Genomic DNA, 22,341 nt, shown 5'->3' on the forward strand with positions numbered 1-22,341 from the left:
GACACCAATCTTGCGCCGGCCCCCGGTTTCCGGGCGTGCCAAGCGTTCCCTACCATCGCCTGACGCCCACAATAAGGCGCGACCAACAAAAGGAAACAGACATGTCCGGACCCTTGAGCGGCCTTCGGGTTTTCGATCTGACCCGCATTCTGGCGGGCCCCTCCTGCACGCAGATTCTTGGCGACTTGGGCGCCGACGTGATCAAGGTGGAAATTCCCGGCAAGGGCGACGACACGCGCGGCTTCGCGCCGCCCTACCTGAAGGACGGCGAGGGCAAAGACACGGACCAGAGCGCCTATTTCACCTGCGCCAACCGCAACAAGCGCTCGATCACCCTGGACCTGACCAAGCCCGAAGGTATCGAATTGGCGAAGAAGATGATCGCCAAGTCCGACGTGCTGGTCGAGAACTTCAAGACCGGCGGCCTCGCCAAGTACGGCCTGGGCTATGAGCAGCTGAAGGACGACAATCCGGGCCTCGTCTATTGCTCGGTCACCGGCTTCGGCCATACGGGTCCCTACGCCAACCGCCCCGGATACGACGTGCTGATCCAGGGCATGGGCGGCTTCATGAGCGTCACCGGCGAGCCGGACAGCGACCCGCAGAAAGCCGGCATCCCCATTTCCGACCTGATCGCCGGCATGTACGCCGCGGTCGGCATCAACGCGGCCCTGCGCCACCGCGAAGTCACGGGCGAAGGGCAGCACATCGACATCGGCATGTTGGACACCACCGCCGCCATTCTGTCGATCCAGGGGGCAAACTTCCTGGCCACCGGCCAGAACCCGCCGCGTCTGGGCAATGCGCATCCGAACATCGTGCCTTACCAGTCGTTCGCGACCGCCGACGGCGACATCATTCTGGCGGTCGGCAATGACGGCCAGTTCCAGCGTTTCTGCAAGGTCGCCGGCTGTGAGAATCTGGCCGAAGACCCGAAATTCGCGACCAACGCCAACCGCGTATCGAACCGGGACGAAATCGTCGCCCTGCTGAAGCCGATCATCGCGGCCAAGCCGTCGGAATTCTGGCTGACCGAGTTGGAAAAGAACAACGTCAGTTGCGGGCCCATCAATCGCCTGGACCAGGTGTTTTCCGATCCGCAGTTCCTGGCCCGCGGCATGCGCCTCGACATGCCGCATCCGAAGACCGGCAGCAAGCCGGTCAGCATGGTCGCAAGCCCCCTGAAGTTCTCGAAATCGCAGGTCGATTACCGCATGGCGCCGCCGGTTCTGGGCCAGCATTCGGAAGAGGTTCTGGGCGAAGTCCTGGGTCTCAGCCCCGACGAGGTCGCGGGCCTGCGTGACCGCGGCGTGATTTGACGCCGTGGCGGACGGGGCAGGGGAGCGTGAACATGCAGCGCAAATCGTTCCTCGGCCGCTCCGCCCTCGGCACGTTTCACGAGGTCGTTTATTGGCAATGGGGCCCGGCCGACGGTCCGGTCCTGCTCTGCGTTCATGGCCTGACCCGTAACGGCCGCGACTTTGATGCGGTGGCCGAACGGTTCTCCGACCGTTGGCGCGTCGTCTGCCCCGACATCGTCGGGCGCGGCGACAGCGGCCGATTGACCGATCCCCTGCAATACGGCTATCCGCAATACCTTGCCGACCTGACGGCCTTGATCGCGCGGCTCGACGTGGATCGGGTCGCCTGGCTCGGCACCTCCATGGGGGCGCTGCTCGGCATGATCATGGCGGCGGGGCCGGGGACACCTGTCGCACGCCTGCTGATGAACGATGCCGGGCCGGTGGTGACCAAGGATTCCCTGCAACGCATCGCCGCCTACCTGGGCACGGCGCCGGACTTCACTGATATGGCCGAGGCGGAAGCCTATATCCGCCAAGTCCACGCGCCGTTCGGCCCCCTGACCGACGCTCAATGGGCGCATCTCGCCCGTCACAGCGTGCGTGAGGGGACCGGTGGGCGGCTGGTGCTGAAGTACGATCCCGGCCTGGCCAAACCGTTCCAGAGCGCAGTCGACAACGATTTGGTGCTGTGGCCCGTGTGGGATGCGATCCGCTGTCCGGTCACCGTGATCCGGGGCGCGCAATCGGACCTTTTGCGCGCCGACACCCTGGCGGAGATGCAATCCCGCGGCCCCAAAGCGAAGGCCCATGAAATTCCCGGTGTCGGCCATGCGCCGGCTTTGATGGACGAGGTTCAGCTGGATCTGATCGCGGACTGGCTTACGGACTGAACCGACTCGAATTTATTCAGCGGACACATACCTTTGTCTGTATTGAAAGTCGCCGGGCCGACGAATACTATGCAGCCACGTTAAGGATCGGTCAGACGCATTTTCGCGCAAGGCCGCCGGAAACCTGGGGAGTGCCGACAATGGCGGAAGTTCAGGCTGTAAATTCGTCCCGCGCGCTGCGCGAAGCGGAAACCCGCGAACTGGCGACGCACCCGGGTGAGGACCTGGAAGATTTCGTGACCTTCCGGGTCAAAAAGCAGCTGTTCGGCATTCCCGTGCTGATGGTCCAGGATATCCTGTCACCGGACCGCATCGCCTCGATCCCGCTGGCGCCGCCGGAAGTACGCGGTTCCATCAACCTGCGCGGCCGCATCGTCACCGTCATTGACGTGCGGGTACGCCTGGGCTTGCCGGCCAGCACGGAAGCCTCGGAAAACGCCATGGCGGTGACGGTGGAGCACGAACACGAGCTTTACACCCTGCTGGTCGACAGTATCGGTGACGTGATCAGCCTGTCCAACGATCTTTACGAGCGGAATCCAGCAACCCTGGATTCACTGTGGCGCGAATTCGCCAACGGAATCTATCGCTTGAAGGGTGAGTTGATGGTGGTGCTTGATGTGCACCGCCTGCTGAACATCAGCGTCCGGCTCTAGAAGCGATCGCCCATCACCCGCGCAACAGACGCGCGACATCCAGGGCCGCATAGGTCAGGATCGCATCGGCCCCCGCGCGCTTGAACGCCATCATGGTTTCCACCACCACCTTGTCGTAATCCAGCCAGCCGGCATCGCCGGCACCGCGCAGCATCGCGTATTCGCCCGACACGTTGTAAACGAAGGTCGGCAGACGGAATTCCTGCTTCACCATGCGCACCACGTCCAGATAGGGCAGGCCCGGCTTGACCATGACCATGTCCGCACCTTCCTCGACGTCCAGAGTGACCTCCCACATGGCTTCGTCCACGTTGGCCGGGTTCATCTGATAGGTCGCCTTATCGCCCTTCAAGGCCCCCTTGGAGCCGACGGCGTCGCGGAATGGCCCATAAAAGCCCGAGGCGTACTTGGCCGCATAGGCCAGCACGGACACGTCCTGACGGCCCGCGTCATCCAGGGCGTCGCGGATGGCGGCGACGCGCCCGTCCATCATGTCCGACGGGGCGATGATGTCGCAGCCGGCCTCGGCCTGGACCAGGGATTGTTTGACCAAAATCTCAACGGTTTCATCGTTGAGGATGATCCCATCCTTCACCAGACCATCATGGCCGTCGGAATTGAAGGGGTCGAGCGCCACGTCGCAGATCACCCCGACGTCCGGCACGGCAGCCTTGGCCGCGCGCACGGCGCGGCACACCAAGTTGTCCGGGTTGTAGGCTTCCTTGGCGTCCGGGGTCTTCAGATCGTCGTTCGTATAGGGAAACAGGGCAATGGCGGGAATGCCAAGTTCGCGGGCTTCGGTCACCGCACCTGCCAGCAGATCGACGGACAGGCGTTCGACACCCGGCATCGACGGAATGGGTTCGCGCTTGTTCGTGCCCTCGACCACGAACACCGGCCAGATCAGGTCGTCCGAGGACAGTTTGTGTTCGGCGACCAGCCGCCGGATCCAGGGTTCACGCCGGTTGCGGCGCATGCGCTTGCGGGGAAATGTGGACACGGGCGGTTGCTTCCAATGAGGGTCAAGTCAGCCAAATGGCTTGGACGGAGCCGACAAAATCCCTTGGGCCCGGGGTAAAGTCAACGTTTCTCGGCGCCCCTTGGCCTCGCGTTAAGGGGATTGGTCCCTTTACCCGATATGGAATTTGCCTTACGTTTACGTAAACGGAAACCATAACGATAATTGGGAACGGAAACACCATCGTGCCGGACGACACACTTCCCGCTGCCGGGTCGAAACAGGCCCCTGGCGCCACCAGCAAGGGGCCGCTGCATCCGGTCCGTTTCGTCACCGCCGCCGCCCTGTTTGATGGCCATGACGCCGCCATCAACATCATGCGCCGCATCCTGCAGGCGCAGGGCGCCGAGGTCATCCATCTGGGCCACAACCGCTCCGTCGACGAGGTCGTGACCGCCGCCATCCAGGAAGACGCCCACGGCATTGCCGTCTCAAGCTACCAGGGCGGGCATGTCGAATACTTCAAATACATGATCGACCTGCTGCGCGAGCGCGGCCGACCGGACATCTGCGTGTTCGGCGGCGGCGGCGGGGTCATCGTCGCCGACGAGGTCCGGGACCTTGAAGCCTATGGCGTGACCCGTGTCTATTCGCCCGAGGACGGCCGTCGTCTGGGCCTGCAGGGCATGATCGCCGACATGACCCAGACAGCACGGCGCGATCTCTCCGCCGATCTGCCCAAGGATCTGGGGGGACTCAAGACCGGCGACGCGGCCGAACTGGCCCGCATCATCACGGCGATCGAGGACGGCCGTCTGCCCAAACCCCTATTGAAAGAATTGAACGCTATCGCCCATAGCCGCGACACGGTGCCGGTGCTTGGCATCACGGGCACGGGCGGGGCGGGCAAATCGTCGCTGACCGATGAGATCGTGCGGCGTTTCCGCTTTGGCTCGGGTGAACCGCGCATCGCCGTCGTCGCCATCGACCCGACCCGGCGCAAGACCGGCGGGGCGCTGCTGGGTGACCGCATCCGCATGAACGCTAACAACGCGCCCAATGTATTCTTCCGATCTCTCGCGACGCGTGACGCCAAGACCGAAGTGCCTCCGGCCCTGGCCGACATCATCGCTGCCGTTAAGGCTTCGGGCGCCGACATCGTGATCATCGAAACGCCGGGGATCGGGCAGGGGGATGCCGGTATCGTGCCGTTCTGTGATGTCTCGCTTTACGTCATGACGCCGGAATTCGGTGCCGCCAGCCAGCTTGAGAAGATCGACATGCTGGATTTCGCCGATGTCATCGTGATCAACAAAATGGACCGCAAAGGCGCCATGGACGCCCTGCGCGACGTGCGCAAGCAGGTCCAGCGCAACCGCGAAGCCTTTGGCGCCAAACCCGACGATATGCCCGTGTTCGGCGCGATTGCCTCCCGGTTCAACGACGCCGGGGTGACGGCGGTCTACCAGGAACTGCTGAGCCAGTTCACGGCCAAGGGTTTTCCGGCGTTGCCCCATCTGCTGCCGTCAGTGGCGGTGCGGACGTCGGAGCCGGGTCAGGCCATCGTACCGCCGGACCGTCAACGCTACCTGGCCGAAATCGCGGACGAAGTGCGCGGCTACCTGGCCCGCGCCGAGGCCCAGGCGCGGATCGCCCGGGCCCGCCAGCAAGCCCTGGAAACAGGTCGCATGCTGGAAGAAATGGGCAAGACTTCCAACGATATAGCGAGTCTTGCTGACTCTAAGTCGAAAGAACTGAGTGCCGAAGCCCATGCCCTTTTGGATGCTTGGCCGGCGCTGAAAGACGCCTATTCAGGCGACGAGATGGTGATCACCGTGCGGGATCGGGAAATCCGCAATGCGCTGACCCGCACGACCCTGTCCGGTAACACGATTCGCCGCGTCAGCCTGCCGAAATATGAAGATCACGGCGAACTGCTTAAATGGCTGATGCGGGAAAACCTGCCTGGATATTTCCCCTATACGGCCGGAGTGTTCCCCTTCAAGCGGACCGAGGAAGACCCCACCCGCATGTTCGCCGGCGAGGGCGATCCCAAGCGCACCAATGCCCGGTTCAAATACCTGTCCAAGGAGTCCGAGGCCAAGCGCCTGTCGACGGCCTTCGATTCCGTGACGCTCTACGGCTTCGATCCGGACGAACGCCCGGATATCTACGGCAAGGTCGGTAATTCCGGCGTCTCGATCGCGACCCTGCAGGACATGGCTGAGCTTTACGACGGCTTCGACCTTTGCGCCCCCAATACCTCGGTCTCCATGACCATCAACGGCCCGGCACCGACCATCCTGGCGATGTTCCTGAACACGGCCATCAATCAGCAGATCGCCAAGTTTGAAGCGGACAAGGGCAGGGCGCCCGACGACGCGGAAGCGGCCGACATCTGCGCCTGGACCCTGGCCAACGTGCGCGGCACCGTGCAGGCGGACATCCTCAAGGAAGACCAGGGTCAGAACACCTGCATCTTCTCGACGGAATTCGCCCTGCGCATGATGGCCGATATCCAGGCCTATTTCGTCGAGAACAAGGTGCGGAATTTCTATTCCGTCTCGATCTCCGGCTATCACATCGCCGAAGCCGGGGCGAACCCGATCTCGCAGTTGGCCTTTACCCTCGCCAACGGCTTCACCTTCGTCGAGGCCTATTTGGCCCGCGGCATGAAGATCGACGATTTTGCACCCAATCTGTCGTTCTTCTTCTCCAACGGCATGGACCCGGAATACACGGTCATGGGCCGGGTCGCGCGGCGCATCTGGGCCGTTGCGATGAAGGAGCGCTACGGCGCCAACGAGCGCTCGCAGAAACTCAAATACCATATCCAGACCTCGGGCCGTTCCCTGCACGCCCAGGAAATGGACTTCAACGACATCCGCACCACCCTGCAGGCGCTGATCGCCGTCTATGACAACTGCAATTCCCTGCACACGAATGCCTTTGACGAGGCCTTCACCACGCCGACCGAGGACAGCCTGCGCCGGGCCATCGCCATTCAGATGGTCATCAACAAGGAATGGGGCCTGGCCAAGAACGAGAACCCTAACCAGGGGGCCTTCGTCATCGACGAGTTGACAGACTTGGTGGAAGAGGCCGTGCTGCAGGAGTTCGAGCGCATTTCCGAGCGCGGCGGCGTGCTCGGCGCCATGGAAACGGGCTACCAGCGGGGCAAGATTCAAGAGGAATCCCTGCATTACGAGACTCTCAAGCACGACGGCAGTCTGCCCATCGTCGGCGTCAATACCTTCCTCAATCCCAATCCGGACGCGGGCCTGGCCGAACCCCCGTTGCAGCGGTCTTCGGAAGAGGAAAAACAGAATCAGATCAAACGGCTGCGAGCGTTTCACGATGCACGGCGCGAGGACGCCCAGGCGGCGCTGGCCAACCTCAAGGCCGCCGCCGCGGCGGACGGCAACCTGTTTGCCGCCTTGATGGAGGCCGTGAAATCGTGTTCCCTGGGACAGATTACGGACGCGTTGTTCGACGCGGGCGGACAGTACCGCCGGAACATGTAGTCGGACCGGCCTGAACGGCCGCTGAAATAAAGGGCTCTGGCTTGGCCACGCAAGACGACGTTTACCTGCCGGAAGTGCTGTTCGAGTTCCAGCCCAAGGGACGCTATGTGCGCGTCACCGCCATCGACCCGCGCACGGGCGTCGAAGTGATCTCCATCTGCGATTCCAAGTATTCCCAATCGATGGTTCAGCGCCTGGCCGTCCGCAAGTTGAAATACGTGCTGCGCAAGCGCCGCGCCCAGATCATGGGGCCGGGCCGCACCGGGCGCACGGACCTGCTGGCCTGAACATTGCCGGGGGACAATTCGGCGCTTGATTTTCCCCGTCGGTTTTTCCACATGTTGCGCGCCGACCCAACGATTTCTACATCTGGAGCGGCACAGAGCCCTTGTGTTCGTGTAGCGGCAAGAATCGAGATGTGGTATCACTGCCGCCGGACGAACGCAGCCTTCCAAAAGCCCTAGGTGGACACCTGTGAGCACCAAACCCATCGCCATCGCCTGCGATCACGCCGGCTTCGCCTTGAAAACCGATCTGCTGAAGCAGCTTGCCGACATGGGCCATGAGGTCCTGGACCTTGGCACCAATTCCGAGGACTCGGTCGATTACCCCGATTTCGGCTTCGCCATGGCCCAGGCCATCCGCGACGGCAAAGCCGACCTGGGGGTGCTGGTCTGTGGCTCCGGCATCGGCATTTCCATTGCCGCCAACCGCTATCCGGAAGTCCGCGCCGCCTTGATCCACGATGCCCTGGGCGCGCGCATGTGCCGCCAGCACAACGACGCCAATGTGATCTGCTTCGGCGGCCGCATGATCGGCGCCGAAACGGCCAAGGATTGCCTTAAAATATTCCTGGAAACCGACTTCGAAGGCGGCCGTCACGGCCGCCGCGTGGACAAGCTGTCCACCCCGGCCTAGGGCCGGCCCGCCACATAGCCTGAACATCCGCGCCCGCTGCCGACGGCGTCCGGGCGCTGCAACCGAACTTCAAGGACCGAGAACCCGCCATGCCCGACGCCGATACCCCGAAATACGCCGACCCGTCCCTCAACCGCTTCTTCGAAGCACCGTTGTCCGAGACGGACCCGGAGCTTTACGCCGCCGAGCGCGCCGAGCTGAAACGCCAGCAGGACAAGATCGAGCTGATCGCATCGGAAAACATCGTGTCCCGTGCGGTCATGGAGGCCCAGGGCGGGGTCATGACCAACAAGTACGCCGAGGGCTATCCCGGACGGCGCTATTACGGCGGCTGCGAATTCGTCGATGTCGCGGAAACCCTGGCGATCGACCGGGCCAAGAAGCTGTTCAACTGCGGTTTCGCCAACGTCCAACCCCATTCCGGCGCGCAGGCCAACGGTGCCGTGATGCTGGCCCTGGTCAAGCCGGGTGAGACCATCATGGGCATGTCCCTGGCCGCCGGCGGCCATCTGACCCACGGGGCGCCGCCCGCCATGTCGGGCAAGTGGTTTGATGCCGTGCAGTACGGCGTGCGCCGCCAGGACGCGCTGGTCGATTTCGACGAGGTCGAGCGCCTGGCCATGGAACACAAGCCCAAGATCATCATCGCCGGCGGCTCTGCCTATCCCCGCACCCTTGATTTCCCCAAGTTCCGCGAGATCTGCGACAAGGTCGGCGCGTTGCTGATGGTCGATATGGCGCATTTCGCGGGCCTGGTCGCCGCCGGGGTACATCCGAGCCCGTTCCCCTATGCGGACATCGCCACCACGACGACCCATAAGACCCTGCGCGGTCCCCGCGGCGGCATGATTTTGACCAACGACGAAGCGATCGCCAAAAAGATCAATTCGGCCGTGTTCCCGGGCCTGCAGGGCGGGCCGCTGATGCATGTCATCGCCGCCAAGGCGGTCGCTTTCGGCGAAGCCTTGCGCCCGGAATTCAAGGACTACTCGGCGCGCGTCGTCGCCAATGCCCGGGTTCTCGCGGAAACGCTGGTTTCCCGCGGCTTCGACATCGTCGCCGGCGGCACGGACACGCACCTGATGCTGGTCGACATGCGCGCCAAGGGGCTGACCGGGGTCGCGGCCGAGGCTGCCCTGGAAAACGCCCGCATGACCTGCAACAAGAACGGTGTGCCGTTCGACCCGGAAAAGCCGACGGTGACCTCGGGTATCCGGCTCGGCACGCCAGCGGGCACCACGCGCGGCTTCGGCGAGGCTGAATTCCGCGAAATCGGCAACCTGATCGCCGACGTGCTGGACGGCGTCGCCGCCAATCCGGACGGCAATTCTGCGGTGGAAGCCAAGGCGGCCGAAGCCGTGGGCCGGCTGTGTCGGGATTTTCCGATCTATTCGAACATCTAGGCCGGTAACGGCTTGTTTAGACCTGAGCGGGTACAAAACACAAAATATTGGGGAGTAGTGACCGATGCGGTGCCCATTCTGCGGACATGACGATTCTCAGGTGAAGGATTCCCGGCCGACCGAAGACGGCTCGGCGGTGCGCCGCCGGCGCTTCTGCCCGGCCTGTGGCGCCCGCTGGACGACGTTTGAACGGGTCCAACTGCGTGAACTTGTGGTTGTCAAGAAAGGCGGGGAAAAGACCCCCTTCGACCGCGACAAGCTGTCGCGTTCCCTGCACATCGCGCTCCGCAAGCGTCCGGTCGACGAGGACCGTATCGAGCGGATCGTCAATTCCATACAGCGTCGGCTGGAAACCCTGGGGGAGAATGAGATTCCCTCCAAGGTGGTCGGCGAAATGGTCATGGAGAATCTGGCCAACCTGGATCAGGTCGCCTACGTCCGCTTTGCCTCCGTCTACCGAAACTTCCGCGAGGCCAAGGATTTCGAGGCCTTCGTCGAGAATTTAAGTGGCGAAGACGACTAAGCCATTCACCAAACACGACCGGCGGTTCATGGTCATGGCGCTGGGCTTGGCACAGCGCGGGCTGGGCAATACCTGGCCCAATCCGGCTGTCGGCTGCGTCCTGGTCCGCCCGGACCTTGAAGGCTGCCCCGACGGTGGCGGCCGCGTGGTCGGACGCGGCTGGACCCAGCCGGGCGGACGTCCCCATGCGGAAACGGAAGCCCTGGCCCGTGCAGGCGACCTGGCATGCGGGGCGACCGCCTATGTCACGCTTGAACCTTGCTGCCACACGGGCAAGACCGGCCCTTGCACCGAAGCTCTGATCGACGCCGGTATTGCCCGCGTCATTGTTGCCGTGACGGATCCGGACCCGCGCGTGGCGGGGCAGGGCATCGCCGCCCTGGAACAGGCGGGCATCGACGTCCTGACCGGCCTTGAGGAAGAACAAGCCAACGAGGTCAATGCCGGCTACTTCAAACGCAACGCCGATAACCGCCCCCTAGTTACTCTGAAAGCCGCTTCAAGCCTGGACGGCCGCATCGCGGCCCAGGGCGGGGACAGCAAATGGGTCACAGGCAGTGCGGCGCGGGCTCGCGGACATTTGATGCGCGCCCAATCCGATGTCATCCTGGTCGGGGTCGGGACGGTTCTTGCCGACGACCCGGAATTGACCTGCCGCCTTCCGGGGATGATGGAAAGCTCGCCGGCCCGCGTGGTGCTGGACACACATCTGCGCATATCGCCTGACAGTGCCCTGATATCGACGGCAAACGATGTGCCGGTTTGGGTCGTTACGACCCCGGATTCACCTTTGGAAGCCGCTGAAAAATTGGAGAAAAAGGGCGCACAGGTAGTTCGCGTCGCCGCAGGGCCGGACGGCCGCCCCGATCCGGCGGCAATCCTTGCCGCGCTTGCGGATAACGGCATTACGCGTCTGCTGATCGAAGGCGGAGGCACGGTTGCAGCGGCGTTTCTCAAAGCCCAATTGGTCGACCGCATGGCTTGGTTCCATGCCCCGGTCATTGTCGGCAGCGACGGCGTGCCTGCGATTGCCCCCTTATCTGTTGTAACCATGAACGAAGCCGTGCGGTTCCACCGGATGTCCATGGAGATGGTCGGCGATGACATTCTGGAAGTGCTGGCGGTTCTCCCGCGACCGGCGTAAGTATCAGGCATGTTTACCGGCATTATTACAGACATCGGGCGCATCCGCGCCATCGACAAGGCTGACGACGGCAGGCTGGAAATCGAAACGGCCTTCGATACTGCCATGATCGACATCGGGGCTTCCGTCGCCTGTTCGGGCTGCTGCCTGACGGTGATCGAAAAAGGCACGGGATGGATGGCCTTCGAGGCCTCAGGCGAAACACGCCGTCTGACGACCGTCGGCAACTGGACCGATGGCACGCGGGTCAACCTGGAACGTGCCTTGAAGGTCGGGGATGAATTGGGCGGCCATATCGTATCCGGCCATGTCGACGGTCTGGCCGAACTGGCCGAGCGCGTGCACGAGGGCGACTCTCTGAAGCTGACATTCCGCGCCCCCGAGACATTGGCCCCCTATATCGCGGCCAAGGGGTCCGTGACCCTCGACGGCGTGTCGTTGACGGTCAATACCGTTGCCGACAAGGACTTCACGGTGAACATCATTTCCCACACCCAGGAACAGACGACGCTGGCCGGCCTGACGGTCGGCGCGGCGGTGAACCTGGAAATCGACATGCTTGCGCGTTATGTTGCGCGGCTAATGCAGATGAACGGTACAGCCCCTTGAAATCAAAAGACGTTAATAGCTACGACAGCATCCTTTCGCCGATTGAGGACATCATCGAAGATGCCCGCAACGGGCGCATGTTCATTCTTGTCGACGATGAAGAACGCGAGAACGAGGGCGATCTGGTCATTCCGGCCCAGATGGCGACGCCGGACGCCATCAATTTCATGGCGCGCTTCGGACGCGGGCTGATCTGCCTGGCGCTGACCCACGAGCGGGTCGAAACCTTGAACCTGCCGCATATGAGCCGCACCAACTCATCACGCCATCAGACGGCCTTTACCGTATCGATCGAGGCCCGTGAGGGTGTCACCACGGGCATCTCAGCCTCGGACCGGGCGCGCACCATCTCCGTCGCCATCGATCCTGCCCGGGGGGCCGCCGACATTGCCACGCCCGGCCATATCTTCCCGCTGGAAGCCCGCGACGGTGGCACCTTGGTACGTGCCGGTCATACGGAAGGTGCTGTCGATATCGCCCGCTTGGCCGGATTGAACCCGGCAGGCGTGATCTGCGAGATCATGAACGACGACGGCACCATGGCCCGCATGCCCGATCTGGTCGGCTTCGCCCAGCACCACGGTCTGAAGATCGCGACCATTGCCGACCTGATTGCCTATCGGCGGCAAAACGACCGGTTGGTCAAACGCATTCTGGAAACGCAGTTCGAAAGCCGCCACGGTGGCGGCTTCACCATGGCGATCTATCAGAACACCGTGGCCTATGCGGAACACATCGCCCTGATCAAGGGCGACATCAGCCAAGGCGGCCCGGTGCCCGTGCGCATGCACGCGCTCAATGTATTGGAAGACGTCCTAGGCGACAATTCGCGGGGGGGCGACGGTCTGTTGCAGCGCTCCATGGAAATCATCGGCGAGATGGGCAGGGGGGTCATCGTGCTGATCCGCGAACCCATGCCGACCAGCCTGTCCGACCGGGTCAAGGCCAAGCTGGGCGAGGGTGAGAAGCCATCCGGCCAGCTCCGTGATTACGGCGTGGGCGCACAGATCCTGACCGACCTCGGCATTACGGAGATGACCCTTTTGACCAACTCGACCAAGACCGTGGTCGGCCTGGACGGCCATGGGCTGACCATCGTCGGCCGCCACCCCATCGATCGAGGTGCCGAGTGAGCGCCGCCGAGGCCCCGAAGGGCACAGTCCTGATCGTCGAATCCCGCTACTACCCGGACATTGTTGACGGCCTGATCGCCGGCGCCCTGCCGCTGCTGACCGAGGCCGGCCTGCATCACGAACGGCTGGAAGTCCCGGGCGTATTCGAAATTCCCGCCGCCATCCGCCATGCGGCCTTCGGCGGGAAATACGCTGGGTTCCTTGCTTTCGGCTGCGTGATTCGCGGCGAGACCAGTCACTACGACCATATCTGCACCGAAGCCAGCCGCGCCATCATGGACCTGACGACGCGGGACGGCTTGGCGCTCGGCTTCGGGGTGCTGACCTGCGAGAACGGGGACCAAGCCCATGTGCGCGCCGACCCCAAGGGCAAGAACAAGGGCGCCGAAGCGGCCCGCGCCTGCCTTGCCATGATCGGCATCAAACAGCGTTTCGGCGGAGGTTGAAGACCATCATGAGTGCAACCCGATCCGCCCCGTTGAGTTCGGCCCGTCTGGCAGCCGTGCAGGCGCTGTATGAAATGGATCTGGCTGGCGCCGGCGCGGATCCGGTACTGGAAGCCATCATGGCCGAACGCTGGTCGTCGTCCGCTCTCGACGCCGATGACGGTAATGGCGGCAACGACGACGAAAACGGCTTCACGCCACCGGATCTGGACCTGTTGAAGGAATTGGTCGCGGGGGTCAGCAACGATCTTGAGGGCGTCGACCGCTACCTGAAGATGGCGCTCAACCACCCGCATACGGTGGAGTCCCTGGAAGCCCTCCTGCGCGCGGTACTGCGTGCGGCGGCCTTTGAAATGGCCAAACGGCCGCAGGTTCCCGCCGTGGTCGTCATCAAGGAATACGTGGACGTCGCCGACGCCTTTTTCGACGGGCGCGAACCGGCCCTGGTCAACGGCTTTCTCGACCATCTGGGCCGCGAACTCCGTCCGGCGGAGTTCACTTAAAGGTCGCCACAATTTCCCTCCCAATGGATGGGGGACACGACGGATGCACCTAACCGCATGAGCGACAACGACGAACCGGACAGATTGGGCGAATTCGACCTGATCGCCGCCTATTTCCGACCCCTGACCGAGGGCCGGCCGGAAGCGCTCGACCTCAAGGACGACGCCGGATTGCTGACACCGCCGGCAGGCTGCCAGTTGGTCGTGACCACCGATGCCCTGGTCGCGGGGCAGCATTTCCTGGCCGATGCCGGCCCGGAATGCCTGGCGATCAAGGCGTTGGGCGTCAATCTGTCGGACCTGGCCGCCATGGGCGCCACACCGGCCGCTTATACCCTGGCCCTGGCGGCCCCCAAGCCGATCGTTCCCGGCTGGCTGCAGACGTTTGCCTCCGGTCTTGGGGACATGCAGGCTGCACACGGCATCTTCCTGCTGGGGGGAGATACCCTGACCACGAACGGGCCGCTCACGCTCTCGATTACGGCACTCGGCTGGGTCGCCGCAGGGCAGGCTCTCCGCCGGTCCGGGGCGCAGGCCGGTGATGATCTTTACCTGTCCGGGTCGATCGGCGATGCAGCCCTCGGCCTTCTGGTTGCCCGCGACGGGCGGACGCTCGCCGGTGTCGACGGTGATGCGTTCCTGCGTGACCGCTATGACCGGCCACGGCCGCGGACGGCCCTTGGCCCACGCCTGGTGAGCATCGCCACGAGTTGCATCGACGTTTCCGATGGCCTTGCCGCCGACGTCGGCCATATCGCGAAGACGTCGGGCCTGGGCGCCGAGATCGGTGTCCAGGATCTGCCGTTGTCCGATGCGGCGCGGACGGCGCTCGCGGCCGATCCCGGCCTGCTGGAAACATTGGTGACCGGCGGCGACGATTACGAGCTTGCGTTTACGGCGCCTCCGTCATCGGCGGCCGCGGTCGCCACGGCCGCCCGCGAATCGGGCGTTCCCGTGGCCCGTATCGGGACCATGACGACGGAACCGGATGTCCGCCTGCTCGGCCCCGGTGGGGCGGTGCTGGACCTGGGCCCGGGGGGGTACCGGCATTTCTAACGGTCGGGGCGGGGTGATCGTCCGCATTGCACGCCCGGCCGCCACCTGCATAATGACGCCACGCGATCTCCCTGACCACAGACGGAACGGCTGACGGCCAACGCCAATGAAAAAGATCTTTATCGGGTTCATCGTTCTGATCTGCATCCTGGGCGGCGCCGTCGGCGTCATGAAATGGATGGAGCTCGGCCCCTTCGCCAACCCCCATGCTGAGGTTGAAAAACCCAAGCGGCCGAGCAAGGGCGAAGCCAAGTTCGTCGAGATGACTCCCTTGCTGGTCAACGTTTTCGGCAACGGAAAGGTGCTTGGAAACTTCCAATTCGAATTGAAGCTGGAAGTCTGGAACGACGATCATTTTGCCGAAGTGCGCAAGATGACACCGGTCTTGAAGGACGCCTTCTTCAAAGATCTTCACACCTTCATCCCGCGCATGTTGAAGGAACAGGACCAGTTGAATTTGGCCATCCTGCAGCAGCGCTTGCAGCTGCGCGCCGACATCGTCCTGGGCAAGGGTGTGGTGCAGAGCGTGCTGATCCAATCGGTCGTCGACACCCCCCAGAAATAACCCGCCATCGGTCGGTTTTTACGGTCCCTGACAGGGGCCTGTGGGGGCCGCGTTCCTGCCCATGGCGGTTGCTTTATGAAAAGTCTTTGCGTATGTTCCCGGCGGCTTTCCGGTCGGAATCGCATGTTGTGACGCCGGCTGAATAATAATCACAAGGGCCGCCGAATGTTGGGGTAGGGGAGTGTTTATCCCGGCGGCACTATTCACATGCATGAAGGATAAACGAGAATGTCGCTTTACACCTTGGTCATCGCTTGCGGTGTCCTGGCGCTACTGTACGGCGCCTATGCCATCCGCTCCGTCCTGTCGGCGCCTGCCGGCAACGCACGTATGCAGGAAATCGCCGCCGCCATTCAGGAAGGTGCGGCCGCCTACTTGAACCGCCAGTACACCACCGTCGCCGTCGTCGGCGCCGTGGTCGGCATTCTGCTTGGCCTGAAACTGGGCATGACCGTGGCCATCGGCTACTTCATCGGCGCCATCCTGTCCGGCGTGGCCGGCTACATCGGCATGAACGTGTCGGTCCGCGCCAACGTGCGCACCGCCGAGGCGGCCCAGTCCAAGGGCCTGGCCGGCGGTCTGGACGTCGCGTTCAAATCCGGCGCCGTCACCGGCATGCTGGTGGTCGGCTTGGCGCTGCTTGGCGTCGCCGGCTACTACGTGGCGCTGCGTGAAATGGTCGACACCACGACCGCCGAAGGCATGCGCCATGTGCTCGAAGCCCTGGTCGCACTTGGCTTCGGCGCCTCGCTGATCTCCATCTTCGCGCGTCTGGGCGGCGGCATCTTCACCAAGGGTGCGGACGTCGGTTCCGACCTGGTCGGCAAGATCGAAGCCGGCATCCCGGAAGACGATCCCCGCAACGCCGGCGTCATCGCCGACAACGTGGGCGACAACGTGGGTGACTGCGCCGGCATGGCCGCCGACCTGTTCGAAACCTACGCCGTGACCATGGTCGCCACCATGCTGCTGGCCGCCATCTTCTTCACGGGCGCCGCCCAGGAACAGATGATGCTGTTCCCGCTGATCATCGGCGCCGTCTGCATCGTCGCCTCCGTGGTCGCCACGTGGTTCGTGAAGCTGGGCTCCAGCCAGTCGATCATGGGTGCCCTGTACAAGGGCTTCATCGCTTCGGCCGTGATCTCCGCAGCGTTGATCGGCGGCATCGTGTCCATGTTCATCGGCTGGGAAACGGTCATTCAGATGGGCGCCAAGACGGTGACCGGCACGCAGCTGTTCATCGCGGCTCTGACCGGCCTGGGCGTCACCGGCCTGATCGTGTGGATCACCGAATACTACACCGGCACCGACTACCGCCCGGTGAAGAGCGTCGCCGCGGCTTCCGAAACCGGCCATGCAACCAACGTGATCCAGGGTCTCGCCGTGTCCATGGAAGCGACCGCCATGCCGGTGATCGTGATCTGCGCCGGCATCATCATCTCCTACCTCAATGCCGGACTGTTCGGCATCTCCATCGCCGCGACGACCATGCTGGCCCTGGCCGGTATGGTGGTGGCGCTCGACGCCTTCGGCCCGGTGACGGACAACGCCGGCGGCATCGCCGAGATGGCGGAACTGCCGGACAACGTGCGCACCACCACCGACGCGCTGGACGCCGTGGGCAACACGACGAAGGCCGTGACCAAGGGCTACGCCATCGGTTCCGCCGGTTTGGCCGCCCTGGTGCTGTTCGCCGCTTATACGGAGGACCTCAAGCACTACTTCCCGGACGTCAAGGTGACCTTCTCCCTGCAGGACCCCTACGTGGTGATCGGCCTGTTCATCGGCGGCCTGCTGCCGTATCTGTTCGGCGCCATGGGCATGATGGCCGTGGGCCGCGCGGGCGGTCAGGTGGTCGTCGAAGTGCGCCGCCAGTTCCGCGAGATCAAGGGCATCATGGAAGGCACCGCCAAGCCGGAATACGGCAAGTGCGTTGACATCCTGACCAAGGCCGCGATCAAGGAAATGATCGTCCCGTCCATGCTGCCGGTGCTCGCACCCGCAGTCATGTACTTCGTGGTCAACGCGATCGGCGGTCAGTCCGCGGCGTTCTCCGCGCTCGGCGCCATGCTCATGGGCACCATCGTCACCGGCCTGTTCGTCGCGCTGTCGATGACCTCCGGCGGCGGTGCCTGGGACAACGCCAAGAAGTACATCGAAGACGGCAACCACGGCGGCAAGGGCTCCGACGCCCACCACGCGGCCGTGACGGGCGACACCGTCGGTGACCCCTACAAGGACACCGCCGGCCCGGCCGTCAACCCGATGATCAAGATCATCAACATCGTGGCGATCCTGCTGCTGGCGATTCTCGCCTAAACCAGGGCCTTCGCGAACCTAATACGACGAAGCCCCGGGGCGGTTTGCTCCGGGGCTTTTTCGTGTCTGATCGAGCGAGAAAAAGAAGGACGGACAGCCAAGCCCGCTCGCTACGTTACGGCAGGCCGCCAGTCGGGCCGCCCGGCGTGACGGTGTCGGTGTTGTTTTTGTTGAAGCGCCCCATGTTGTTGAACAACTGATCCCAGAAGGTGATCTCGTTGCCGGATGTCGGCGTGATCCGCTCGACATGTTTGATATCCTGGGCCGAGGACAGGTCGAGTTTCTTGACCTCCTTGACCAGTCCCTTGTCGCTGAAACGGACCATGATCACATTGCGCTCCAGAACTTTGGGCGCCATGAAGGCAAAGGTTTCCGTCTTTTCGCTGATATAGAGCCAAAGGTGCGAATCGAAAGGCGTGACGCTGGACGGAGAACCCAGAATTTCCGCCACCTCTTCGCGACTCATATCGCCGGGCACGACTTCGGCCAAGCGTTCGGAATCCGGCAGATTACCGCGCACCGCGACCCGCGTGGCGCACCCCGCAACGGCCACGGACACCAGCACGGCGGCCGTCAGGCCAAGCCAGGGGCGGGCGGTGATGAGATTGCGGTAGGTCTTGGGATTTCGTGTCATGTTCGGCCGGTGGCGATCTTCTTGCGTGCAAGGCCCGGCACGACTTGCTAAACGGACCCGGTAAATCGGACTTGATAATTAGTCACGCGAGTGCGCATGTCCAGGGCCCATATGGCGGTTTTTCCCCAAATCCGGTTCAAACGGCGATGATCCTATCCCTTTTCAAGCGTTCTTCCGGCGCCAAGACCGCACGCAGCCTGTATGGCGACGTCGTGCGTCAGGCACGCCAACCCGCGTTCTATGGGGCCGGCGGCGTCGCCGACACGGAAGACGGCCGCTACGATCTGATCCTGCTGCACATGTTCCTGGTTCTGGAACGCCTGAACCGCGTATCCCCGGACCCGGTCAAGCTGAAACAGGACCTGTTCGACGTGCTGTTCGAGGATCTGGACCTCAATCTGCGCGAAATGGGATTCGGCGACGAGGGCGTGCGCCGGCGTATCCAGAGGATGGTCGAGGGCTTCTATGGCCGTATGACCGCCTACCGCGAGGGTCTGACGGGCGGCGAGGGGGCTCTGGAGGGCGCCCTGCGCCGTAACCTTTACCGCAACGCCACGCCCCCTGATGCCGCCGTGGTGCGCCTGGCAGGCTACGTACGGGCCCAGACGGCAAGTCTGACGGCCCTAGGGGATGCGGACCTGCTTGCCGGGCGCGTTGCGTTCACGGGCCCTGAATGGGCACCGGAGGGGGACGGGCAATGACCGCCGGTGTTTTTCCTTTGAGCCAACCGGTTCAGGTGAGCGACCTGCTGCGCGGCGATGTCGTGTCCCTGACCATCGACGCCGACGATGACGAACGCCGGGCATTGGCCGATTTCCTGGACATTCCCGAAGTCAAATCCCTGGTTGCGCGCGTCAAACTGCGGGCCGAGCCGGGGCGCCGGTTCGTCCTGGACGGAACCGTTGTCGCCGACCTGGTGCAGTCCTGCGTGGTCACTCTGGAGCCGGTCGAGACCCGTGTCGAAGGGCCGATTCGCCACGTTTACATCGATACGCCCCCTGAAAATGAAGATGCCGACCTTGACCCCTTCGACGACGATTCTCCCGATCTGATCGAGGGCGGCGTGATTGATGCCGGTGCAGCGGTTTGCGAGTATACGGCCCTGGAAATGGAGCCTTATCCCCGCGCCAAAGACGCGCCGACGGTCGAAAATACGGCCCAGAACGGAGGCGGGGAGGCCGATCCGCCCAAAAACAACCCCTTCGCGGTCCTTGCGAAACTGCGCGATGTTGAAAAATAATGGTGGGTTAGCGCTTGCAGGTAAAAGCGAGATTGTTTAAGTAACCGGCTTTGCGCCGCAGGCGGTTCGCCGCCCGGGCGTTTTTTGAATGAAGGTGTAGTCAACATGGCTGTTCCAAAGAAGAAGATCTCGAAGTCGAAAAGGGACATGAGGCGAGCCCATCACCGCTTGTCGCCGTCTTCGTATAACGAATGCCCCAAGTGCGGTGAACTGAAGCGCCCCCACCATGTGTGTCAGGCGTGTGGTCATTATGACGACCGCGAAGTGATCGAAGCCGACGACGCCGCGTAGCCTGCTTTCCAGGCGCTAACACAACGAGGCAGTCGGGAAAGGACATTTCCTTGTCGGATAACCTGACGCTCTCCATCGACGCCATGGGCGGGGACAATGCCCCGGACATGGTGGTGGAAGGCGTGGACACGGCTCTTGAGCGGCTGACGGGTGTCAGTTTTCTCCTGTTCGGTGACGAAGCCCGCCTGAACCCGCTGCTGGACCGGTTTCCCCGGGCCCGCGCGGCGTGTCAGGTGCGTCATACGGCCGATATCGTGACCAACGACGCCAAGCCGGCCCAGGCACTTCGCCAGGGCCGGAATTCCAGCATGCGCCTGGCCATCAACGCCGTCGGCGACGGCACGGCCGCGGGTATCGTGTCGGCCGGCAACACCGGTGCGCTCATGGCCATGGCCAAATTCGTGCTCAAGACCTTGCCGGGCATCGACCGACCCGCCATCGCGACCTATTTCCCGACGCGGCGCGGGGAAAGCGTCATGCTCGACCTGGGCGCCAATGTGGAATGCGATGCCGAGAACTTGATCCAGTTCGCGGTGATGGGCGAGGTCTTCGCGCGCAACGTGCTGGGCCTGGAAAAGCCCACCGTCGGCATTCTCAACGTCGGCCAGGAAGACCTGAAGGGCAACCAGGCGGTCAAACTCGCGTCCAAGGGCTTGATGAATTCCAAGCTTCCGCTGCACTTCCACGGCTTCGTCGAAGGCGACGACATCGGCGCCGGCACCGTGGACGTGATCGTCACGGACGGGTTCACCGGTAATATCGCGCTCAAGACGGCCGAAGGCACGGCCAAGCTGTTCGGCCAATTCCTGAAGGAAGCCTTGACCAGCTCCCTACCGGCCAAGCTGGGCGCCATGCTGGCGAAATCGGCGCTCATGACCTTCAAGATGCGGGTCGACCCCCGGCGCTATAACGGGGCCATGTTCGTCGGTCTGAACGGAATCTGTGTAAAAAGCCACGGCGGCACCGACGCGGTCGGCTTCGCCAACGCAATCCATGTTGCCTACGAGCTGATTTCCAACAATTTCAACGAAAACATCAAGGAGGATTACGAACAATTCCGTGCCTCCTTCGATCCCAGCATCCTGACGGAAACCGACGACGACATTCCCGCCAACGGCTCGGATGTCCCCGACGGAAACGGCGGGTCCGGAGTGGTGGCCAACGGATGACCATGCCTCGCTCGATCATTCTGGGCTGCGGCTCCTATCTGCCGGAGCGTGTCGTCACGAACGACGAATTGGCCCAACGCGTCGACACCACCGATGAGTGGATCGTCGAACGCACGGGCATCCGCCAGCGCCACATCGCCGAGGACGGACAGTTCACCTCCGACCTCGCTTTCGCTGCTGCGGAACGAGCCATCGACCATGCCGGAATCGCCGTCGACGACATTGATCTGGTGATCCTGGCGACAACGACGCCGGACCAGACCTTCCCCTCGACGGCGACAAAAGTGCAGGCACGGCTCGGGATGTCGAACGGCGCCGCCTTCGATATTCAGGCCGTGTGCTCCGGATTCTTGTACGGAATTTCCACCGCAGACGCCTTCATCCGATCGGGGCAGGCCAAGACCGTGCTGTTGATCGGTGCCGAAACGTTTTCCCGAATTCTCGATTGGGAAGACCGTTCGACCTGCGTGCTGTTCGGCGATGGGGCAGGGGCCGTTGTCCTGCAGGCATCCGCCAACGGCGCCAGCGCGGACAATGACGGCGCCGGCAGCGGCCACAACCGGGAACGCGGCATCCTGTCCACGCATCTGCATTCGGACGGCAAGCTCAACGACCTTCTTTATGTCGACGGCGGGCCGTCCTCGACCCAGACCGTGGGCCATGTCCGCATGGTCGGACGCGAGGTTTTCCGCCATGCAGTGACCAATCTGGCCGCCGTGGTCGACGAAGCGCTGGACGCCAACGGCCTGGAACGCGACGACATTTCCTGGATCGTCCCGCATCAGGCCAACAAGCGTATTCTCGACTCGACCGCACGCAAACTGGGTGTGTCGCCGGAACGGGTCGTTACGACAGTGGACCGGCATGCAAACACCTCGGCCGCGTCCATTCCGCTGGCGTTGGATGCCGCTGTCAAGGACGGCCGGATCAAGCGCGGCGACCTGCTTCTGCTCGAAGCCATGGGCGGCGGGCTGACTTGGGGCTCCGCCCTCGTACGTTGGTAATTTCCCGCCTGATTTTAGGTTGTTACACGCAACCCTTTGACGTTGACGGCTT

The 22,341-nt window shown here is 63.2% G+C and carries 22 protein-coding genes and 1 pseudogene; 21 read left to right on the plus strand and 2 right to left on the minus strand.

What is annotated here, in order from left to right; genetic code table 11:
• The first annotated feature begins 101 nt into the window (after positions 1 to 101).
• From KFF05_08995 to KFF05_09005, 3 genes are all read left to right on the plus strand, one after another.
• Complete coding sequence (locus KFF05_08995; protein ID UTW53453.1) at positions 102 to 1,319, plus strand: CoA transferase; 1,218 nt, start codon at positions 102 to 104, stop codon at positions 1,317 to 1,319.
• Positions 1,320 to 1,351: 32 nt separating this feature from the next.
• Entirely contained in the window at positions 1,352 to 2,194 is an 843-nt protein-coding gene (locus KFF05_09000) for an alpha/beta hydrolase (protein ID UTW53454.1), read from the plus strand.
• Positions 2,195 to 2,334: 140 nt separating this feature from the next.
• Positions 2,335 to 2,850, plus strand: a complete 516-nt coding sequence (locus tag KFF05_09005; protein ID UTW53455.1) for a chemotaxis protein CheW — start codon at positions 2,335 to 2,337, stop codon at positions 2,848 to 2,850.
• 13 nt (positions 2,851 to 2,863) lie between these two features.
• On the opposite strand, the gene hemB is transcribed toward KFF05_09005, so the two are convergent.
• Positions 2,864 to 3,826 (minus strand): porphobilinogen synthase, encoded by a 963-nt coding sequence (hemB, locus tag KFF05_09010; protein ID UTW53645.1) that lies wholly within the window; start codon positions 3,824 to 3,826, stop codon positions 2,864 to 2,866.
• Positions 3,827 to 4,116: 290 nt separating this feature from the next.
• Here hemB and KFF05_09015 point away from each other — a divergent pair.
• The 13 genes and pseudogenes from KFF05_09015 (at position 4,117) to KFF05_09075 (ending at position 17,951) form a co-directional block, all read left to right on the plus strand.
• Positions 4,117 to 7,332 (plus strand): annotated as a pseudogene (locus KFF05_09015) (methylmalonyl-CoA mutase family protein).
• Positions 7,333 to 7,397: 65 nt separating this feature from the next.
• Entirely contained in the window at positions 7,398 to 7,619 is a 222-nt protein-coding gene (locus tag KFF05_09020; protein UTW53646.1) for a hypothetical protein, read from the plus strand.
• Between the two features lie 187 nt (positions 7,620 to 7,806).
• On the plus strand, positions 7,807 to 8,250 hold the full coding sequence (gene rpiB, locus KFF05_09025) for a ribose 5-phosphate isomerase B (protein ID UTW53456.1): 444 nt from the start codon (positions 7,807 to 7,809) through the stop codon (positions 8,248 to 8,250).
• Positions 8,251 to 8,339: 89 nt separating this feature from the next.
• A complete protein-coding gene (locus KFF05_09030; protein ID UTW53457.1) occupies positions 8,340 to 9,653 on the plus strand; it encodes a serine hydroxymethyltransferase in 1,314 nt (437 codons plus the stop codon).
• A gap of 64 nt (positions 9,654 to 9,717) precedes the next feature.
• Positions 9,718 to 10,176, plus strand: a complete 459-nt coding sequence (nrdR, locus tag KFF05_09035) for a transcriptional regulator NrdR (protein ID UTW53458.1) — start codon at positions 9,718 to 9,720, stop codon at positions 10,174 to 10,176.
• A gap of 28 nt (positions 10,177 to 10,204) precedes the next feature.
• On the plus strand, positions 10,205 to 11,320 hold the full coding sequence (gene ribD, locus KFF05_09040; GenBank protein UTW53647.1) for a bifunctional diaminohydroxyphosphoribosylaminopyrimidine deaminase/5-amino-6-(5-phosphoribosylamino)uracil reductase RibD: 1,116 nt from the start codon (positions 10,205 to 10,207) through the stop codon (positions 11,318 to 11,320).
• A gap of 9 nt (positions 11,321 to 11,329) precedes the next feature.
• The gene (locus tag KFF05_09045) at positions 11,330 to 11,929 is read left to right on the plus strand and encodes a riboflavin synthase (GenBank protein ID UTW53459.1); all 600 of its coding nucleotides are present in this window, start codon (positions 11,330 to 11,332) and stop codon (positions 11,927 to 11,929) included.
• A gap of 77 nt (positions 11,930 to 12,006) precedes the next feature.
• The gene (ribB, locus tag KFF05_09050; GenBank protein UTW53648.1) at positions 12,007 to 13,062 is read left to right on the plus strand and encodes a 3,4-dihydroxy-2-butanone-4-phosphate synthase; all 1,056 of its coding nucleotides are present in this window, start codon (positions 12,007 to 12,009) and stop codon (positions 13,060 to 13,062) included.
• Positions 13,059 to 13,508, plus strand: a complete 450-nt coding sequence (ribH, locus tag KFF05_09055; protein ID UTW53460.1) for a 6,7-dimethyl-8-ribityllumazine synthase — start codon at positions 13,059 to 13,061, stop codon at positions 13,506 to 13,508. The genes ribB and ribH overlap by 4 nt, the downstream gene beginning before the upstream one ends.
• Before the next feature lie 8 nt (positions 13,509 to 13,516).
• Positions 13,517 to 14,011 (plus strand): transcription antitermination factor NusB, encoded by a 495-nt coding sequence (nusB, locus tag KFF05_09060; protein ID UTW53461.1) that lies wholly within the window; start codon positions 13,517 to 13,519, stop codon positions 14,009 to 14,011.
• Positions 14,012 to 14,068: 57 nt separating this feature from the next.
• Entirely contained in the window at positions 14,069 to 15,067 is a 999-nt protein-coding gene (gene thiL, locus KFF05_09065; protein UTW53462.1) for a thiamine-phosphate kinase, read from the plus strand.
• Positions 15,068 to 15,173: 106 nt separating this feature from the next.
• Positions 15,174 to 15,632, plus strand: coding sequence for a hypothetical protein (locus tag KFF05_09070; GenBank protein UTW53463.1), 459 nt, complete (start codon positions 15,174 to 15,176; stop codon positions 15,630 to 15,632).
• Positions 15,633 to 15,860: 228 nt separating this feature from the next.
• The gene (locus KFF05_09075) at positions 15,861 to 17,951 is read left to right on the plus strand and encodes a sodium-translocating pyrophosphatase (protein ID UTW53464.1); all 2,091 of its coding nucleotides are present in this window, start codon (positions 15,861 to 15,863) and stop codon (positions 17,949 to 17,951) included.
• 115 nt (positions 17,952 to 18,066) lie between these two features.
• Here KFF05_09075 and KFF05_09080 read toward each other — a convergent pair whose 3' ends face one another.
• Positions 18,067 to 18,585: an outer membrane protein assembly factor BamE gene (locus KFF05_09080; GenBank protein ID UTW53465.1), complete on the minus strand. Its 519-nt coding sequence runs from the start codon at positions 18,583 to 18,585 to the stop codon at positions 18,067 to 18,069.
• A 146-nt stretch (positions 18,586 to 18,731) separates the two neighbouring features.
• Here KFF05_09080 and KFF05_09085 point away from each other — a divergent pair, with 146 nt between their 5' ends.
• The 5 genes from KFF05_09085 (at position 18,732) to KFF05_09105 (ending at position 22,289) form a co-directional block, all read left to right on the plus strand.
• A complete protein-coding gene (locus KFF05_09085) occupies positions 18,732 to 19,286 on the plus strand; it encodes a ubiquinol-cytochrome C chaperone family protein (protein UTW53466.1) in 555 nt (184 codons plus the stop codon).
• Positions 19,283 to 19,825 (plus strand): DUF177 domain-containing protein, encoded by a 543-nt coding sequence (locus KFF05_09090; GenBank protein ID UTW53467.1) that lies wholly within the window; start codon positions 19,283 to 19,285, stop codon positions 19,823 to 19,825. The genes KFF05_09085 and KFF05_09090 overlap by 4 nt, the downstream gene beginning before the upstream one ends.
• A 105-nt stretch (positions 19,826 to 19,930) precedes the next feature.
• Positions 19,931 to 20,116 (plus strand): 50S ribosomal protein L32, encoded by a 186-nt coding sequence (gene rpmF, locus KFF05_09095; GenBank protein ID UTW53468.1) that lies wholly within the window; start codon positions 19,931 to 19,933, stop codon positions 20,114 to 20,116.
• Positions 20,117 to 20,166: 50 nt separating this feature from the next.
• Positions 20,167 to 21,285 (plus strand): phosphate acyltransferase PlsX, encoded by a 1,119-nt coding sequence (plsX, locus tag KFF05_09100; GenBank protein ID UTW53469.1) that lies wholly within the window; start codon positions 20,167 to 20,169, stop codon positions 21,283 to 21,285.
• Complete coding sequence (locus KFF05_09105; protein ID UTW53470.1) at positions 21,282 to 22,289, plus strand: ketoacyl-ACP synthase III; 1,008 nt, start codon at positions 21,282 to 21,284, stop codon at positions 22,287 to 22,289. Before plsX ends, KFF05_09105 begins: the two co-directional genes overlap by 4 nt.
• Positions 22,290 to 22,341 lie beyond the last annotated feature (52 nt).

It is taken from the genome of bacterium SCSIO 12827 (assembly GCA_024397995.1).
Classification (GTDB): domain Bacteria; phylum Pseudomonadota; class Alphaproteobacteria; order Rhodospirillales; family Casp-alpha2; genus UBA1479.